Here is an 18,675-nt window from a genome sequence, read left to right as displayed (position 1 = left end):
CTCCTATACAGCAATATGTGCACAATTTATGTGCCGTACAGCCGCTAGCTAAGCCGACTGCGATTATTCCTCGTCGCTCTGAGACTGCTTAATTGCCGTTACACGGTTATAATGCTCCAAATAAACGAGCAGGATGGAAATATCCGCAGGCGATACCCCAGATATGCGGGTAGCCTGGCCGATAGAGAGCGGTCGGATCTTCGCCAGCTTCTGCTTCGCTTCCGAAGCGATTCCGTGCACGTCATGATAATCGATATCATGTGGAATCAGCTTCTTCTCCATCTTGCGCAGCCGTTCCACTTGCAGAAGCTGCTTCTCAATATATCCAGAATATTTGATCTGGATCTCGACCTGTTCCTTCATCTCTTCATCCAATTCCAGCGTGGACGGATAGAGCTGCTCCACATGAGCGTAGGTCACTTCAGGACGACGCAACAGCGTCATTACATCACAGCCGTTTACCAGCGGGGCCGATCCTACTTCGGCGAGCATCGCCTGCACCGCTTCATCCGGCTTCACCTTCGTCGTCTTCAGACGATCCAGCTCCTGCTCCACCAATTCCACCTTGCACTTGAACGATGTATAGCGCTCCTCGGTAATAAGTCCGATATCATAACCAATTGGCGTGAGCCGCAGATCAGCATTATCATGACGCAACAGCAGACGATACTCAGCACGTGAAGTGAGCAGACGATATGGCTCGTTCGTTCCCTTCGTGACCAAATCATCAATCAGAACGCCAATATAAGCTTGCGAGCGGTCCAAAATGACAGGAGGCTGCTCCTGTACTTTACGAGCGGCGTTAATACCCGCCATTACTCCCTGCGCAGCCGCTTCCTCATAACCGGATGTTCCGTTAATCTGTCCTGCTGTGAACAAGCCCTCGACCTTCTTCGACTCCAGCGTAGGCCAGAGCTGTGTCGGAACGACCGCGTCATATTCAATCGCATACCCAGTCCGCATCATTTCTACGTTTTCCAGGCCGGGAACCGAACGCAAAATCTTTAACTGCACGTCTTCCGGCATACTTGTCGATAATCCTTGCACGTAATATTCAGCCGTATTCTTCCCTTCCGGCTCCAGAAACACTTGATGCTTCGGTTTATCGGCAAAACGCACTATTTTGTCTTCTATAGACGGACAATAACGCGGTCCCGTTCCTTCAATAACCCCAGAGAACATCGGGGCGCGGTGCAAATTCTCGTTAATGATCCGGTGCGTGTCTTCCGATGTGTACGTAAGCCAGCACGGCAGCTGTTCATTGTCCGAGGACTTGGTCTCATAGGAGAAAAATTTCGGATTCTCATCTCCAGGTTGGATCTCTGTTTTGGAAAAATCGATCGAATGCTTATGGACGCGCGGCGGCGTTCCCGTCTTGAAGCGCACTAGCTCAAAGCCATGCTTGCGCAAGCTCTCCGACAGCTTCAACGAAGGCTGCTGGTTATTCGGGCCGCTCTCATACATTAACTCGCCCATAATGATTTTTCCGCGCAAATAAGTTCCTGTCGTCAGCACAATAGCTTTCGCAAGGTACTGGGCGCCCGTCTTTGTCTCAACGCCTACGCATTTGCCGTCTTCTACGATAAGCTCCTCCACCATGCCTTGACGCAGTGTCAAGTTTGGTGTCGATTCTATCGTTTCCTTCATCGTTTGCTGGTACAAAAATTTATCCGCCTGCGCGCGCAATGCGTGGACGGCCGGTCCTTTACCGGTATTCAGCATCCGCATTTGGATGAATGTCTTATCAATGTTGCGCCCCATTTCACCACCGAGCGCGTCAATTTCGCGTACGACGTGCCCTTTGGCTGGTCCGCCGATCGACGGGTTGCACGGCATGAAAGCAACCATATCTAAATTAATCGTTAACAGCAGCGTATTGCAGCCCATGCGTGCGGCCGCCAACGCGGCTTCACAGCCTGCATGACCGGCACCGATAACGATGGCGTCATATTGTCCTGCTACAAATGACATGCGTCTCCCTCCTTTATCCTGCACACTTGCTCTGTTACCATTAGAGGTTGTTCAAAAAGTCCACTCTTGATCACGAACCTTTTTTTGAACTCGCACTAAAATTATTTGCCTAGACAGAATTGGGAGAAGATCTGATCAATTAACGAATCCCCTACGGCATCGCCAATAATTTCTCCAAGCAGCTCCCACGCAGTGCGTACATCAATTTGAATCATATCGATAGGAATGCCTTGTTCAGAGGCCTCAACCGCATCATGAAGCGACTGCAGCGTCTTTTTCAACAGGGAGATGTGTCGAACGTTGCTGACATACGTCATGTCGTTTGACTCGATGCTGCCGCTGAAAAAGAGAGCGGAGATCGACTTCTCCAGGGAGTCCATCCCCTCTTGCTCTTTGACAGACATCGTTACGATACTGCCCTCTCCAAACACGGCTTTCAATTCATCTTCCTCTAACCGTTTAGGCAGATCCATTTTATTCACAATTACAATCACTTGTCTACCCACAATTTGCTGCATCCACTCCCGTTCATCCGGATGAAGAGGTTCATTGTGGTTCACGACGAACAGAACAAGGTCGGCTTCCTGCAGCGCGCTTCTGGACCGCTCCACCCCGAGGCGTTCGACAATGTCTGAAGTTTCGCGAATTCCTGCCGTATCGAGTAGACGAAGCGGAATTCCATTTATCGTCACGAATTCCTCGATAACGTCGCGGGTCGTGCCAGGAATATCCGTCACAATCGCTTTATTATCTTGAGCGAGGGCGTTCAGCAGCGATGATTTTCCCACATTCGGTCTCCCGATGATGGCGGTCACGATGCCCTCCCTTAATATTTTCCCTTCTGAGGCCGTCTTTAACAACTTTTCAATTTCCGATATCACTTGTCCACACCGCTCTTGAATGAAGAGGCTCGTCAATTCCTCCACATCATGCTCCGGATAATCGATATTGACCTCTATGTGGGCAAGCGTCTCGATTAAAATATACCGCAGCTGTTTGATGCGTGTGGACAACTGTCCCTCCGCTTGCTTCATCGCTACGGAGAAGGCGCGGTCCGACTTGGAGCGAATCAAATCCATGACTGCTTCAGCTTGGGACAGGTCAATACGCCCGTTCAGGAATGCGCGCTTCGTAAATTCTCCTGGCTCCGCAACGCGAATTTGCTGCTGCAGAAGCAGGTCCATCACCTTGCGCACCGAGATAACGCCGCCATGCGCATTAATCTCCACCACATCCTCGGCCGTGAACGAACGCGGCCCTTTCATGACGGTCACCAGCACCTCTTCCACTTTTTCACCGTTATCAGGGTCAACAATGTGACCGTAGTGAATCGTGTGGCTGTCCGCCTCCGTCAGCTTCGTCTTCGAGCGAAAAATGCGCTCCACCTCGGTAAGCGCCCCTTCCCCGCTTACACGTATAATGGAAATGCCACCTTCGCCAAGCGGAGTTGACACCGCCGCAATCGTTTCATACATCATGCTATGATACCCTCCTTACATGAGCCATCCATGTTCTATATATCAAGTTATAACCCGTTTATCTGCCTTTCAGCAGATTATTTTTCACCTTTACTTTCTCTTAAGGAATGTTTGGTTTCGCTTTATCGATTTACAGAACTTAACCATTTCTTATTGGTTAAAAAAATGCAATGATTACTCCTGAATCAGGCGCAACCATTGCATCTTGAGTCTGTCTTTACGCATTTATAAATATGGATTCATAATGGCAATCGTGTTTATTTCAACGTAATGACGACGCGGCGGTTAGGATCTTCGCCTTTGCTAAAGGTCTTCACCTTCTGGTGATCCTGCAGCTTCGCATGAATGATCTTGCGTTCCTGCGGTGTCATTGGTTCCAATACAACCTCTTGCCGTGTGCGAATCACTTTGCTCGCCAGACGGTCGGCAAGCGATTCAAGCGTCTTCTTCCGGCGCTCGCGAAATTGCTCTGCATCAAGGATAATACGGAGATGATGCTTGGAATAACGGTTGGCAACCAGGTTCGTTAAATATTGCAACGAATCCAAGGTTTGACCCCGGCGCCCAATAATAAGCCCCAAATCCGAGCCGCATATATCCAAAGTAACGGTATCTTTGCGTTTATGTACCGTAACTTCTACTTCAAGCCCCATCGAGCGCGCCACATCGGTAATGAACTGTTTCGCTTCCTCAATCGGGTCTTTCCCGTCGATAGAGGAATCCGAAGATACATTGAATGTGCCCTCTTCTCTTGACGACAAGCTAGCTGCGCTCTCTTCCACCTTTACTGCCGCGACATGAACCGGCTTAGCAAACGATGTTGATTCTGACTTTGGTTCAGGGTGCGGCGATGCTGAAGCATCCGCACGGAGCGTGAGTTCCACTTTCGCAGGACGCACTCCGATAAGACCGAACAGTCCGCGCGATGGCTTGACCAACACGCGAACCGCTACTCGATCTGCCGTAACGTTCCATTGTTCCAATCCATTTTGTACTGCATCTTCGATCGTTTTTCCTGATACAATCAGCGTCTTCATTTCGCCGGTTGAACCTCCTTATCTTTGGAACGATAAAGGAAATAGTTCTGTACAATGGTAAACGTGTTGCTAAATACCCAGTACAATGGGAGCGCAGCTGGAAAGTTGAGCGACATGACAAAAATCAGTACAGGGAAAATCAGCATCATGAACTGCATCGATGACTGCATCGGATTTTGGCTAGCCATCATCTTCGACTGCACGAACGTCGTCAGAGCAGCAATAATCGGGAGCACATAATATGGGTCAGGTTGTCCCAACTTCAGCCATAAAAATGTATGCTCGCGAATTGCCGAGTTCATATAGATAGAGTTATACAATGCGATAAACACCGGCATTTGAATAAATACCGGCAAACAACCGGCAAGCGGATTGACATTGTGCTGCTGGAACAGCTTCATCGTCTCTTCCTGCTGCTTTTGCGGATTGTCTTTATGCTTCTTCTTTATTTCAGCGAGCTGAGGCTGCAGCTTCTGCATTTCCTTCGAGCTGCGCATTTGTTTAATCGTAAGCGGTAAAATACAAGCACGCACGATAACGGTCAGGAGCAGGATAGCAAACCCGTATTCTCCTTGAAACCACCCTGCAAACGTATCCAACGCCAACGAAAAATAATAGACCACATTACGCTCCCAGAAGTTTCCCTGCAGCAAGTCTTCAGTCTTCAGCGTAGTGGTCGATGACGTACATCCAGTCAGTACAACTAGTAACAGAACAGATACCGCCACTAAGAGCCATTTGCGGTTCGAAAACAACTTCTTCAGCGACAATAACGACAATAGCATAACCCCTCTCTTCAACCATCCGATTCCAAAGTAAATATATCATATTTCCAGCGTCAAAGGAAACGGTTCGATCACGTACCGCCGCACCATTTATTTCAGTACGGAAGCTTTGCGGAGCACATGATGAACACTTTTGGACAGCTGCTCATAATTCATCGTCGTCGCCCCTTTGCGCACGATAAAAATCAAATCGACATGATCAACCACGCGGTCGGATTGAAGTCTGACAATTTCTTTAATCATTCGGCGCATGCGGTTGCGCATGACGGCATTGCCAATCTTTTTGCTCGCCGACACCCCAACGCGAAATCTGTCCACTTGAGGGCGGTTAAAAACATAAAGAACCAGCTGGTGATTCGCGAATGAGCGACCGTAGCGGTATACCCGGGTAAAATCTGCGCGGTCCCTAAGCCGATACTTTTTCTGCACGTCCATTCTCCTATCTTTCCTCTGACAAGCAATCACCTGTATGTACCACCGCAATGATGCCGACAAAATACATTAACAAAGTATGCGCTTCTGTCAAAAGGAATAAACGTTACCCTTATTTCCTTAAAGTAAGAGTTCAAAAGGAGCCTCTTGAACAACCTCTTTAGTAAAATAAGAAAAAAAGACCACCGCAGTGGTCTTGCATTCACGCCTATTATGCGCTCAATTCTTTTCTGCCTTTTTGGCGACGAGCAGCTAACACCTTGCGGCCGTTTTTCGTGCTCATTCTTTTACGGAAACCGTGAACTTTCTTGCGTTTGCTCACGTTTGGTTTAAATGTCGGTTTCAACGTACTGCACCTCCTCAAATGATATATGTCATGGTGAACCAATCCATTGTTTCATTATATCTCTTTTCGGTCTGATTGCGCAAAATTCCTTTATATAGTTAATCAGAATCCCGATGAAAAGTCAATATTTATCCATCATCTGGTGGTGTCTTTCCACTTGCTCATTTTTGTATCACTCTTTTATGTTCCATCGGATTCATACGCATCGTCTTCCTATCCACAGTCCGAGTCTATTCATTTCTCCGTTTTTAGTTACACACATGTGCAAAACATTTTGAAAATCGACAATTTACCATTCTATCTTGTGTATAACAATTCGAACGATCTTGTCCACAGCTGTCGAAAGACAACATGTTATGAACAATATGTAGTGGTGTATATAATTTTTATACACAAGTTATTGAATTTGTGGATAAAAAACGGGCTGTCGTTGAAAAATAAGGGCTCATCTGCTATGATTATATTGCTTTTCGGTTGTGAATAGTGATTGTGGATATATAATTATCAACAACCTGTGGATAAAGTTGTGAACAATTCAGTTTTTGTTGTTATAAATTGTCCGACACACTCTGCGTATTGTGGATAAATAATAGCACGAAACGGTATACTTCGACATTTTTTATGTCCGTTTCACGTAAGCGATGAAGCGGAATATTGTCATGTCATGTCAGCATAGACCCCGACAAAACGCCCTTATAAAGAGGGCTTTCTGCGCCTTGGAGAGCCTTCTTTGCGTCTTGTCGGGGCAATTGTCCTTTTTTGATGAATACTCATCGAATTTTATTCATCGCTTAGAAACACACGTCCATTTTACAAGGGCTGAGCCGTACGTAAGGCGTTTAACGCCGGTAAGCGCGTCATGTGACGACGCAGCAGGTTTGAAGGAGTGAAGCAATCTGTGGAGCGCCAAGCGAATGAACATTGGCAGGAAATATTGTCCGTCATCCAGACCAAGCTAAGCAAGCCAAGCTTCGATACTTGGTTTAAGGCCACAAAAGCGGTCAAGTTTACGGACACGCAACTACTCATCACCGCGCCGACCACTTTTGCGGTCGAATGGCTGGAAAGCCGCTATACGAAGCTGGTTAGCTCGACGATCATGGAAATGACGGGCAAACAAGTGGACGTCAAGTTCATAATCGAAGAAGCGGCCCAAGCAGAGCCGGAAATCGTGCAGCCACAGACTCCGCTAATTAGCAAAGCGGTCCATGATGAACAGGCTCCGAACATGCTTAATCCGAAATATACGTTCGACACGTTCGTTATCGGATCGAACAACCGCTTTGCGCATGCCGCCTCGCTAGCCGTTGCGGAAGCACCAGCCAAAGCGTACAACCCTTTATTTTTATACGGAGGCGTCGGGCTGGGCAAGACTCACTTGATGCATGCGATCGGACATTATATTTTAGAGCATAACCCGGCGTGCCGCGTCGTTTATACGACTTCAGAGAAGTTCATGAACGAATTCATTAACGCAATCCGCGATAATCGCGGGGAGAGCTTCCGTAACAAGTACCGCAACATCGACATTTTGCTTATTGACGACATTCAGTTTTTGGCGGGGAAGGAACAGACGCAAGAAGAGTTCTTCCATACGTTCAATGCGCTGCACAACGAAAATAAACAAATCGTCATTTCAAGCGATCGTCCGCCGAAGGAAATCGAGACGCTTGAGGAACGGCTGCGCTCCCGCTTTGAATGGGGACTCATTACTGATATCCAGCCGCCCGATTTGGAAACAAGGATCGCCATCTTACGCAAGAAGGCGAAAGCAGAGAATTTGGACATCCCGAACGAAGCGATGGGCTATATCGCCAATCAAATCAATACGAATATCCGTGAGTTGGAAGGGGCGTTAACGCGGGTTGTTGCCTTTTCGACGATGACGAATCAAGATATAACGACTCATCTGGCAGCCGAAGCTTTGAAGGACATCATTCCATCGAGCCGGCCGAAAATGATTACGATACAAGATATACAGCACAAGGTGGGCGAGTTCTACGGCATGAAGCTGGAGGATTTCAAAGCGCGCAAGCGGACGAAGGCCGTTGCGTTCCCACGTCAAATTGCTATGTACTTATCTCGCGAGCTGACCGATTATTCGCTGCCTAAGATAGGAGAAGCGTTCGGAGGGCGTGACCATACAACAGTCATCCACGCTCATGATAAGATTACCCAAAATATTCAGCAAGATCAGGAGTTATATAAAGTGATTCAAAATCTAATCGATAAAATTAAAAACCCGACCTTGTGAACAATATAAAAAGCCTATGCACAAACTATACACATGTGGATAGGCTTTACTTTATGCCCTTTTGAGACACTTATCCACATATTCAGGGCCCCTACTATTACTACTATATTTTAAAAGATTATATAGATCATCATAAGAGCAGCATGACAAGATTCAACGCTAAAGCGTTAAGGAGTGAGCACATGAAACTGTCGATATTGAAAAATGAACTGAATGAGGCGATACAAAACGTATCCAAGGCGATTTCCAGCCGGACTACAATTCCCATTTTGAGCGGGATTAAAATGGACGTTACGTTTCAAGGCGTAACGCTTACTGCAAGCGATACCGACATTTCCATCCAAAGCTTTATTCCGGTGGAAGATGATCGTCAAACGATCGTCCAAGTCGAACGTCCAGGCAGTGTTGTTTTGCCGGCTAAATTCTTTGTTGAGATCATCAAAAAGTTACCTTCCCAGGATGTGGAAATCGAAGTAAAAGACCATTTCCAAACTTTTCTGCGTTCGGGAACGACAGATATTCAAATGGTCGGTCTTGATCCAGAAGAATTTCCGGTTTTGCCAAGCATTGAAGAGAATCAAGTCATTACCGTAAATGGTGATTTGTTGAAGACAATGATTAAGCAGACCGTATTTGCAATTTCATCTAACGAAACCACTCCGATATTAACCGGGGTGCTGTGGTATTTGAACGAAGGGAATTTGAAGTTCGTAGCAACGGACCGTCACCGTCTGGCCAGCCGCGTGGCAGATATTCAGGTGGATCCGGAGCTGAGATTTAACAATGTCGTCATTTCCGGCAAAACGCTCAACGAGCTGAGCAAAATCATCCCTGATCAAAATAAGATGGTCGATATTGTTGTCGCCGACAATCAAGTACTATTCAAAATTGATCGTGTCTTATTTTATTCACGTATTTTGGACGGGACGTATCCCGATACTTCTAAGATTATTCCGCAGCAATACAAAACAGAACTCGTCTTGGACACGAAAAAATTGACAGATGCGATCGACCGTGCTTATTTGCTTTCTCGTGAAGAAAAGACAAATATTGTGCGCCTGCAGACGAAAGAGGACGGAACGATTGAAATTTCATCCAGCTCGTCCGAGCTAGGCCGCGTTCAGGAGCAGCTTGAAGTGAAAGAGTTCAACGGGGAACCGCTGCGTATTGCGTTTAACTCTAAATATATGCTGGATGTGTTAAAAGTTGTTGAATGTGAACATATTTTCATCGGATTTACGGGAGCCATGAGTCCGATTATTATTAAACCAACCGAGCATGTGAACAGCTTGCACCTGATTTTGCCATATCGTACGACGAACTGATCGTGCACGGCAGTTTACATGTGATGCGCCTTACGGTACAGTCAGAGTATACGCAAGGCGGTACGGCAACAAGGAGGAAGCGACATGAACGACATTAAGGTTTCAACGGAATATATTACGCTTGGTCAATTTCTGAAGCTAGCGAACTGTGCGTCGACGGGAGGCCATGCCAAGGTGATGTTGGCGGAAGCTATGGTCAAAGTGAATAGCGAAGACGAAGCGCGGCGAGGACGCAAGCTGTATGCTGGAGATGTCGTCAGCGTGGAAGGATGCGGAACGTTCCGCATCGTGCCCGCTCAGGGGGAGTAGCGGGTGTTCGTCAAAAGCGTTGCATTGAAGCAGTATCGCAATTATGAGGCTCTCGAAATGGACACGAGCAACCGGGTCAATATTTTTATCGGGAACAATGCCCAAGGCAAGACGAACTTGCTGGAATCAATCTTTGTACTCGCCTTGACCAAGTCCCATCGGACATCGAAGGACAAGGAGCTTATTGGCTGGGAAGCGGAGCAAGCTCAGCTTAAAGCTGTAGTAGATCGGAAATATGGTGCCGTGCAGCTGGAGCTTAATATTTCCCGTCAAGGCAAAAAGGCGAAGCTGAACGGGCTTGAACAGAAAAAATTAAGCGGGTTTATTGGTGCATTGAATGTCGTCATGTTCGCTCCAGAAGATTTAGAAATTGTTAAGGGCGCTCCCGGCATACGCCGCCGGTTTTTGGACATGGAAATCGCTCAGGTGCAGCCAAGCTATCTGTATCATTTGCAGCAGTATCAGAAGGTGCTTGTGCAGCGCAACAATCTGTTGAAGCAGATGTGGAGCAGTCCGAGCTCACAGGCAAACACCATGCTGGAAATCTTCAACGAGCAGTTGGCGGATAACGGTGTTAAAGTTGTCAAGAAGAGGAAACAATATTTAAAGAAGCTGCAAACGTGGGCAGAACAGATTCATGCGGGAATTACGAACGAACGTGAAGCGCTCACGGTAGAATATGCGCCATCGTTTACAGTGTCTGACGAAGATGACGCTGTCTTATTTGAGCAATTTATGATAAAGTTAACACAAATGAAAGACCAGGAGGTGCGGCGCGGCATGACACTTGTCGGGCCGCACCGGGACGATCTAGCCTTTTTTATTAACGGCAAAGAAGTGCAAACGTACGGATCTCAGGGGCAGCAGCGGACGACGGCATTGTCGTTGAAGCTTGCTGAAATTGAGCTCATGCATGAAGAAATAGGGGAATATCCCGTACTGTTGCTCGATGATGTATTGTCCGAGCTGGATTCGTTTCGGCAAACGCAGCTGATTGAAACCTTTCAGAGTAAAGTACAGACGTTCATCACGACAACGGGCATTGAAGGCATTAACACAAGCAAGCTGCAAGATGCAAATATGTTCCACGTGGAAAACGGGCAAGTTAAGCGTTAAGGGGTGAGCGGGATGTATATTCATTTGGGCGGAGAGAGGGTTATTCGATCCTCAGAACTGGTCGCTATTTTTGATGTGTCGATAGAAAAATCATCCAAGCTATCCAAACAGTTCGTGGCGAACGCGCACAAGGTGAGAAATGTGGAGACGATAGGCGAGGAAGCTGCGAAATCCATCGTCGTGACGAAGGGAAAAGTATTTTACTCTCCGATATCATCGACGACATTGAAGAAACGTGCGCATCATTTAGTGCGAGTGGAAGAAGCATAGGCGGAACTGAAATTTATGAAGTAGGTGAAGGGCATGTCTTTGAATCAGAATACTTATGATGAGAGCCAGATTCAGGTATTGGAAGGCTTGGAAGCCGTACGCAAACGGCCAGGGATGTATATCGGTTCAACCAGTGCCAAAGGGCTTCATCATTTGGTATGGGAAGTGGTCGACAATAGTATTGATGAGGCGTTGGCCGGTTACTGTACGAAGATTCAAGTGATCATCCATGAAGATAACAGCATCACGGTCATTGACAACGGACGCGGGATTCCAGTAGGGGTACAAGAGAAATTGAAGCGTCCTGCGGTAGAGGTCGTTATGACTGTCTTGCACGCAGGAGGAAAATTTGGCGGAGACGGCTACAAAGTATCCGGCGGCTTGCATGGCGTCGGGGTATCGGTCGTCAACGCATTGTCAGAAGTGCTGTTGGTTACCGTAAAGCGGGACGGCTATATCCACCAACAGGAATATCGCCGCGGTGCGCCGCAGGCAGACTTGGAAATTATCGGTGAGACGACGGATACGGGAACGACCGTTAAATTCAAACCGGATCGGGAAGTGTTTACGGAAACGACCGAATACGAATACGATATTCTTCTTTCCCGGATACGCGAGCTTGCCTTCTTGAATAAAGGCATCGAAATGGTCCTTAGTGACGAACGGACTGGACAATCGCAAACGTTTAAATACGAAGGCGGAATCATGGAATTCGTCGATTATTTGAACCGTAACCGTGAAAAAATGCACGAGCCTCCGATTTACGTAGAGGGTGCAAAAGATAACATTACGTGCGAAATCGCACTTCAGTATAACGATAGCTATACCGAGAACATTTATTCATTTGCCAACAACATCCATACGCATGAAGGTGGTACGCACGAATCAGGATTCAAAAGCGCGCTTACTCGCATCATTAACGATTATGCTCGCAAGACGAACTTGGTGAAGGATAGCACCTCCAACTTGAGCGGCGATGACGTGCGGGAAGGATTGACCGCCATCATTTCGGTCAAAATTCCAGAACCGCAATTTGAAGGACAGACGAAAACAAAGCTCGGCAATAGTGAAGTACGCGGCATCGTAGAGTCCGTCTTCTCTGAGAAATTTATGGAGTTCTTGAATGAGAATCCAGCGGTTTCACGCAAAGTAGTGGAAAAAGGCTTGCAAGCCTCCCGTGCTCGCGAAGCGGCACGTCGTGCCCGCGAATTGACGCGCCGGAAGAGTGCGCTCGAGGTTAGCTCTTTGCCAGGGAAACTGGCGGACTGCTCCTCCAAGGATGCTGCACAATGTGAGCTCTTTATCGTCGAAGGTGACTCCGCGGGGGGCTCGGCGAAGCAAGGGCGAGATCGTCATTTCCAAGCGATTTTGCCGCTGAAGGGTAAAATTTTGAACGTCGAAAAGTCCCGGCTGGATAGAATACTATCCAATGCAGAAATTCGAGCGATTATTACCGCTTTAGGTACGAGCATTGGGGAAGACTTCGACTTGTCGAAGGCACGCTATCACAAAATCATTATTATGACGGATGCTGATGTGGACGGCGCTCATATTCGAACGCTGATGTTGACATTCTTCTATCGTTACATGCGCAAACTCATCGAAGCTGGTTTCGTGTATATTGCGCAGCCGCCGCTCTATAAGATTGAGCGCAACAAGGTTGTACGTTATGCCGATAGCGATAAGCAGAAGGATGAGATTATCGCGGAATTTGGCGAAGGCGTGAAAGTCAACGTGCAGCGGTACAAAGGTCTCGGGGAAATGAACGCGGAGCAATTGTGGGAGACGACGATGGATCCGGAAAGCCGTAAAATGCTTCAAGTCACATTCGATGACGCCAAAATGGCGGATGAAGTATTCGATACGCTCATGGGGGACAATGTCGAACCGCGCCGCGATTTCATTCAGCGTCACGCAAAGTTTGTTAAGAACTTAGATATTTAACGCGAGCCAACGTGCCTTGCCTAATTGTTCGGAGTATTTCAATGCCCCAGTTCTAAGGACTGGGGCATTGGTGTATGAATATCTCTCCGGGGCTACCTTGAGGGATTGCGGCTTGAAGGTTACTTCTGGCCAAAGCGTCCATACGCTTTGGCATTGCGGCAAATTCGCCGATAAGCACGCGGATCAAAGGTGCGGTACACATAGATAGCAGGGTTGGTGTTCACTTCAAGTATCCATGGATGCATGCTTTTGTCGAGCGCGATATCTATTCCCAGCTCTTTAAGTCCCTTATAGGTTCGGCTTAATTCCCTGCCGGTAGATACACCTAATTGTTCGAGCTCACGACCTAATCTGCGGATGGAGGCATCATTCAGGCGGGAATGGAGCAGCTTGGACAGAGTCTCCATTTTACCGCCATTGCTCACATTGGTCACAATTTTATGAGCTGCCGCTTTCCGGCCCAAGATGGACATCGATTCCCATTTGTTGTCCAGGTTTTTTTGCACCAAGACGCGCAAATCAAATTTTCGGCCCCGGTGGGTCATCATATGAATGCCTTTCTGTACCAAATACATTCGTTTACCGATTCGTGTTTTGATTGCTGCATGCAAGCTATCTAAGGAATTGAGAGTCTGGGTTGAGACGCCTTCCCTCAGCTCAAAGGATGTGCCAGAGTGCTGTTTTACGCGCATGACGCCATTCCCATGGGTTCCCTTGTCCGGCTTTACGTACACCATCTTATGGCGGGTTAACATTTCTCCCAAGCGGTCGTAATTGAAGATCACTGTCTCCGGAATGTATCGCTTTAACGATGAGCTTTGCAGATTGCGGGTCTTTTTCCATTTGCTGAACACGCGACGAATGGACAAAAATGCATCACCCTTTACGGAGTATAGTCGCTTACGTCTTCTTGCTGGAACAATTTGCTCCCTCAATTAGACGATTTATACCAATGTATGGCGTTATGGTTGAAGAGGAATAGAACAAAAACCTATTTTTTGTAGAAAATGTTCGGGTTTTGGGCGGTTTCATGGAACGTTTAATTGTATCTCTTTTGTGAAAGTAATATAATGAAAATAGCGTAGTTATGGAATTGATGAATATGATTTTATCCGTATGACTTGATGAATGCAGGAAGATTTCAATTGGCTTCACATGAATCGTGTGGCTATTCATCGACTTAAAACGGTTATCCTCCAATCGAAGAGGCATGCCGTTTTTTTGGAAAAAATGATATTCATCCGTGGAAACGGTTCGTCCCCGATATTGGGGCTTGGGAGCCGTTTTCGCTTGCTGAGCAAATTTTTGCTTTTTGCCATACAATGTGGACGCTGTTAAAGACGAAATATGAGGAGGTCCAACATGGCGGAAGAAAAACAATCGCAAATCAGGGATCGTGACATCGGAACCGAGATGCGGGAATCTTTCTTGGATTACGCGATGAGCATCATCGTAAGCCGTGCGTTGCCGGATGTGCGGGATGGCTTGAAGCCGGTACATCGTCGTATTTTGTATGCGATGTCAGAACTCGGCATGTCGCCGGACAAGCCCCATAAGAAATCGGCCAGAATCGTCGGCGAAGTCATTGGTAAGTACCATCCGCATGGTGATTCGGCGGTATACGAGACGATGGTGCGCATGGCGCAGGACTTCTCGCTCCGCTACATGTTGATAGATGGACACGGTAACTTCGGTTCTATCGACGGCGACTTCGCCGCGGCCATGAGATATACGGAAGCGCGCCTCTCCAAGATAGCGATGGAGCTGCTGCGCGATATTAACAAAGATACGATTGACTATGCCCCGAACTATGATGGGGAAGAGCAGGAACCGGTCGTTCTGCCTGCACGATTCCCGAACCTGCTTGTCAATGGGGTATCGGGAATTGCGGTCGGGATGGCGACCAATATTCCTCCGCATAATTTGACGGAAGTCATTAACGGATTGCAGGCGCTTATCCGCAATCCGGAATTGACGCCGCTGGATCTGATGGAATATATTAAGGGGCCGGATTTCCCAACGTCAGGATTAATTATCGGACGTGAAGGCATTCGACAAGCTTACACGACTGGACGCGGTTCAATCACGATGCGCGCCAGAGCGACTATCGAAGAGAACAATAACAAGGCGCGCATTGTCGTGCACGAGCTGCCTTATCAGGTCAATAAGGCGCGTCTTGTCGAAAAAATTGCAGAGTTGGTGCGCGAGAAGCGTATCGACGGCATTACGGATTTGCGGGACGAATCGGACCGCAATGGGATGCGCATTGTTATTGAACTGCGCCGCGATGTGAATCCAAGCGTTGTGTTGAACAATCTGTATAAGCATACTGCCATGCAGTCTAATTTCGGCTGCAACATGCTGGCGCTCGTCAACCAAGAGCCGCGCGTGTTGAATCTGCATGACATGCTCTATTATTACTTGGAGCACCAGATTGTAGTCATCCGGCGCCGTACCGAGTACGAACTGAAGAAAGCAGAGGCGCGTGCCCATATTCTTGAAGGCTTGCGTATCGCGCTTGACCATATCGATGAGATTATCGCGCTCATTCGCGGCTCTCAAAATGACGAACAAGCGCGCGAAGGCTTAATATCGCGCTTCGGACTCAGCTTCGATCAGGCTCAGGCGATTTTGGACATGCGTCTGCGCCGCCTGACTGGATTGGAACGCGAGAAGATCGAAGCCGAATATCAAGAGCTTCTTCTCAAAATTGCAGAGTATCGCGAAATTTTGGCGAACGAGCAGCTCGTCCTGACCATCATTAATGACGAGTTGGAAGAAGTGAAGCAGAAGTATGGTGACGATCGCCGCACGGAAATTACGATTGGCGAAGATAGCATCCTGGATGAAGACCTCATTCCGAGAGAGGATGTCATCATCACTATTACCCATAGCGGATATATCAAGCGTCTTCCAGCAACGACGTATCGCAGCCAGAAGCGGGGCGGACGCGGGGTTGTGGGAATGGACACGAAAGATAACGACTTCGTCGAGCATTTATTCGTATCCAACTCTCACCACTACCTGATGTTCTTTACGGACAAAGGGAAAGTGTACCGCATCAAAGCATATGAAATTCCTGACTTGAGCCGGACCGCTCGAGGTACGCCGATTATCAACCTGATTCAAATCGAACAGGGAGAATCGATCAACGCCGTCATTCCGGTAGAGACATTCGACGATGATAACTACTTGTTCTTTGCAACCCGCCAAGGGATCGTGAAGAAGACGCCGTTGAATGACTATGCTAATATTCGCAAGGGCGGCCTAATCGCCATTAACCTGCGCGAGGATGACGATCTTATCGGTGTCCGTCTTACCGATGGCGAACAGGAGATCATTATGGGAACGATGAATGGAATGTCCATTCGCTTCCCTGAGAGTGATGTCCGTTCGATGGGTCGTTCGGCGACCGGCGTCAAAGGTATTACGCTAGTAGAGAAAGATGCCGTCATCGGTATGGATGTCGTTACAATCGATAACGAAGTCTTGATCGTCACTTCCAAAGGGTACGGCAAACGGACGCCAATGGCCGATTATCGTATTCAAAGCCGTGGCGGTAAAGGGATTAAGACGATTAACGTCACAGATAAGAACGGTCCGGTCGTCGGCTTGAAGGTCGTTCAAGATGAAGAAGACTTGATGATTATTACCGCATCCGGAACGATTATCCGTACGAGCATGTCTGGAATTTCCCAGATGGGCCGGTATACACAAGGCGTTAAATTAATTAATATTCGTGACGATGATTCCGTGTCTACGGTAAGCCGCTGCGATAAAAATGAAGAAGACGATGCTTCTCTTGATGAGAACGGCGAGTTGCTCGAGGAACATAACACTCAAGTCGACCAGCTTGCTGATTCAGATGAAGATGGGGCAAGCGAACAGTAAAACTATGTTAGGGGCGTACATCAATAGGATGCGCCCCTTCTTATTAAGCAATTCACCTCAAACAAAATCGCAGGAGTGTGCAATGTCCATATGGTATTAACCCCTGTTTCTCAATTAAAGCCAGGCGATAGCTTGGAAGATGACGTACATACGATGCTCGGCGGCATTTTAATGCAAAAGGGCAGGATGTTGAGTGTCCGGGATTTGGACGTGCTCGATGCATTCTTAATTAAGTCGGTTGTCATTGTTAGCACTTCTCATACGGCTCAAGCCGAGTTCTCTGCCACAGCTGAGGTTGATTTTCCTGCGGCGCGAATAAGCGAGCCTACGGTGGAAACACCAAAAAGGAAGGACTATGTTAACAGCGCAGAAAATATCGGCTTCGTCGAAGCATGGATGCAAATGGTGAACTTGTTAAAAAACGTTTACCATACTTTAGGTACATCCAAAATCCCCATTCTTGAGCTGCGTCAGCAGATGGAATGGCTGCTAGCCCGTAGCAAGCATTACTCTCCTCTAACCTTTCATCCGCAAATCAAAGCCCGGTTGCATGGAGATGTGAGGGAGTATCTGTATCACAAATCGGTCGCTGTGGCGCTGACCTCATATTTGCTGGGTCAGTGGAGTTCGTTCCCAGCCCAAGAAGGTATGCAGATTGCATTGGCTGGTTTGCTGCACGATATTGGCAAGGCCAAGGTAGACGAAGATATATGGAATAAAAGAGATTCGCTCACCGACAGAGAGAGAGTCGAGATAAGACGCCATACCCATTATGGCTATGAGCTGCTGCGCAATGTTCCGGCTTTGAATGATGGGGTCAAGCTTGCCGCCTTGCAGCATCATGAGCGAATGGACGGAAGCGGGTACCCATTAGGTATAAAGGGAGAACAAATCCATCCTTATGCCAAAATCGTCGCCATTGCCGACATGTTCCACGCGATGACGCAGAATCGCGTTTACCAGAAGGCGTCATCTCCTTATGTTGTCTTAGAGCAGTTAAAAGAAGAGTCGTTCGGAAAGTTAAATCCCGAAATGGTGCAGATCTTTAATCATAAGGTGACACAGCTGCATCAAGGGTCGTTCGTGAAATTAAGCGATGGACGCGTGGGACGGATTGTATTTACAGAGCATGGACATCCTACACGCCCATGGGTTTCTGTTGACGGTCAGATTGTCCAGCTTGTGCAGGAGCGTCATATTTGGATTGATGAAGTAATTGGACAATAGTATGTTTCCTTGAAAATAGCTCAGGTGCTCATGTGGTCTCACCTACACTGCGAGCATCCTTTTTCGAGGGATGCTTCCGATGTAGTTTTCTTGCGAAAACTTTTACTCCTCGGTATTGCAAGGTGACCTTTTTGAACACGCTCGATAAGAGTCTATTTCCGACTGCTTGAATAAGGTGATAGAGCTACTCTATCAGCAAGGGGATAGGCTTTTACATAATCTTTAAAGAAACTTTAAAAAAGTACTTGCGTTCGTTTGTAGGCTATGGTATATTATAAAAGTCGCCGATG

Annotated in this window: 15 protein-coding genes; 8 read left to right on the top strand and 7 right to left on the bottom strand. The window is 47.5% G+C overall.

Annotation, left to right across the window (positions count from 1 at the left end; all coding sequences use genetic code 11):
* Window positions 1-63: 63 nt before the first annotated feature.
* The 6 genes from mnmG to rpmH form a co-directional block, all read right to left on the bottom strand.
* Complete coding sequence (gene mnmG, locus A372_RS0122900; protein ID WP_019423244.1) at window positions 64-1,971, bottom strand: tRNA uridine-5-carboxymethylaminomethyl(34) synthesis enzyme MnmG; 1,908 nt, start codon at window positions 1,969-1,971, stop codon at window positions 64-66.
* 101 nt (window positions 1,972-2,072) lie between these two features.
* Window positions 2,073-3,449, bottom strand: a complete 1,377-nt coding sequence (gene mnmE / locus A372_RS0122895) for a tRNA uridine-5-carboxymethylaminomethyl(34) synthesis GTPase MnmE (RefSeq protein ID WP_019423243.1) — start codon at window positions 3,447-3,449, stop codon at window positions 2,073-2,075.
* A gap of 257 nt (window positions 3,450-3,706) precedes the next feature.
* Window positions 3,707-4,486: an RNA-binding cell elongation regulator Jag/EloR gene (gene jag, locus A372_RS0122890; RefSeq protein ID WP_019423242.1), complete on the bottom strand. Its 780-nt coding sequence runs from the start codon at window positions 4,484-4,486 to the stop codon at window positions 3,707-3,709.
* Window positions 4,483-5,271: a YidC/Oxa1 family membrane protein insertase gene (locus A372_RS0122885; protein WP_019423241.1), complete on the bottom strand. Its 789-nt coding sequence runs from the start codon at window positions 5,269-5,271 to the stop codon at window positions 4,483-4,485. The genes jag and A372_RS0122885 overlap by 4 nt, the downstream gene beginning before the upstream one ends.
* A gap of 90 nt (window positions 5,272-5,361) precedes the next feature.
* Window positions 5,362-5,700 (bottom strand): ribonuclease P protein component, encoded by a 339-nt coding sequence (gene rnpA, locus A372_RS0122880; RefSeq protein ID WP_026011241.1) that lies wholly within the window; start codon window positions 5,698-5,700, stop codon window positions 5,362-5,364.
* Between the two features lie 214 nt (window positions 5,701-5,914).
* Complete coding sequence (gene rpmH / locus A372_RS0122875; RefSeq protein ID WP_019423239.1) at window positions 5,915-6,049, bottom strand: 50S ribosomal protein L34; 135 nt, start codon at window positions 6,047-6,049, stop codon at window positions 5,915-5,917.
* A gap of 898 nt (window positions 6,050-6,947) precedes the next feature.
* Here rpmH and dnaA point away from each other — a divergent pair.
* From dnaA to gyrB, 6 genes are all read left to right on the top strand, one after another.
* Complete coding sequence (gene dnaA / locus A372_RS0122870; RefSeq protein ID WP_019423238.1) at window positions 6,948-8,303, top strand: chromosomal replication initiator protein DnaA; 1,356 nt, start codon at window positions 6,948-6,950, stop codon at window positions 8,301-8,303.
* A gap of 182 nt (window positions 8,304-8,485) precedes the next feature.
* Window positions 8,486-9,628: a DNA polymerase III subunit beta gene (gene dnaN, locus A372_RS0122865; RefSeq protein ID WP_019423237.1), complete on the top strand. Its 1,143-nt coding sequence runs from the start codon at window positions 8,486-8,488 to the stop codon at window positions 9,626-9,628.
* A gap of 84 nt (window positions 9,629-9,712) precedes the next feature.
* Window positions 9,713-9,937: a S4 domain-containing protein YaaA gene (gene yaaA / locus A372_RS0122860; protein ID WP_019423236.1), complete on the top strand. Its 225-nt coding sequence runs from the start codon at window positions 9,713-9,715 to the stop codon at window positions 9,935-9,937.
* Between the two features lie 3 nt (window positions 9,938-9,940).
* Complete coding sequence (recF, locus tag A372_RS0122855; RefSeq protein WP_019423235.1) at window positions 9,941-11,053, top strand: DNA replication/repair protein RecF; 1,113 nt, start codon at window positions 9,941-9,943, stop codon at window positions 11,051-11,053.
* 12 nt (window positions 11,054-11,065) lie between these two features.
* Window positions 11,066-11,323, top strand: coding sequence for an extracellular matrix regulator RemB (remB, locus tag A372_RS0122850; protein WP_019423234.1), 258 nt, complete (start codon window positions 11,066-11,068; stop codon window positions 11,321-11,323).
* 33 nt (window positions 11,324-11,356) lie between these two features.
* Window positions 11,357-13,267: a DNA topoisomerase (ATP-hydrolyzing) subunit B gene (gyrB, locus tag A372_RS0122845; protein ID WP_019423233.1), complete on the top strand. Its 1,911-nt coding sequence runs from the start codon at window positions 11,357-11,359 to the stop codon at window positions 13,265-13,267.
* 119 nt (window positions 13,268-13,386) lie between these two features.
* On the opposite strand, the gene A372_RS0122840 is transcribed toward gyrB, so the two are convergent.
* Window positions 13,387-14,136 carry a YheC/YheD family protein gene (locus A372_RS0122840; RefSeq protein WP_019423232.1) on the bottom strand — a complete coding sequence of 250 codons (750 nt, stop codon included), beginning with the start codon at window positions 14,134-14,136 and terminating at the stop codon, window positions 13,387-13,389.
* A 493-nt stretch (window positions 14,137-14,629) separates the two neighbouring features.
* Between A372_RS0122840 and gyrA the strand changes: the two genes are divergently transcribed.
* Window positions 14,630-17,158: a DNA gyrase subunit A gene (gyrA, locus tag A372_RS0122835; RefSeq protein ID WP_019423231.1), complete on the top strand. Its 2,529-nt coding sequence runs from the start codon at window positions 14,630-14,632 to the stop codon at window positions 17,156-17,158.
* A 90-nt stretch (window positions 17,159-17,248) separates the two neighbouring features.
* A complete protein-coding gene (locus A372_RS0122830) occupies window positions 17,249-18,385 on the top strand; it encodes an HD-GYP domain-containing protein (RefSeq protein ID WP_019423230.1) in 1,137 nt (378 codons plus the stop codon).
* The last annotated feature ends 290 nt before the right edge of the window (window positions 18,386-18,675 follow it).

Source organism: Paenibacillus sp. OSY-SE, assembly GCF_000283315.1.
GTDB classification, from domain to species: Bacteria; Bacillota; Bacilli; order Paenibacillales; family Paenibacillaceae; genus Paenibacillus_B; species Paenibacillus_B profundus.
This window is presented reverse-complemented; position numbering and strand designations above follow the sequence as displayed.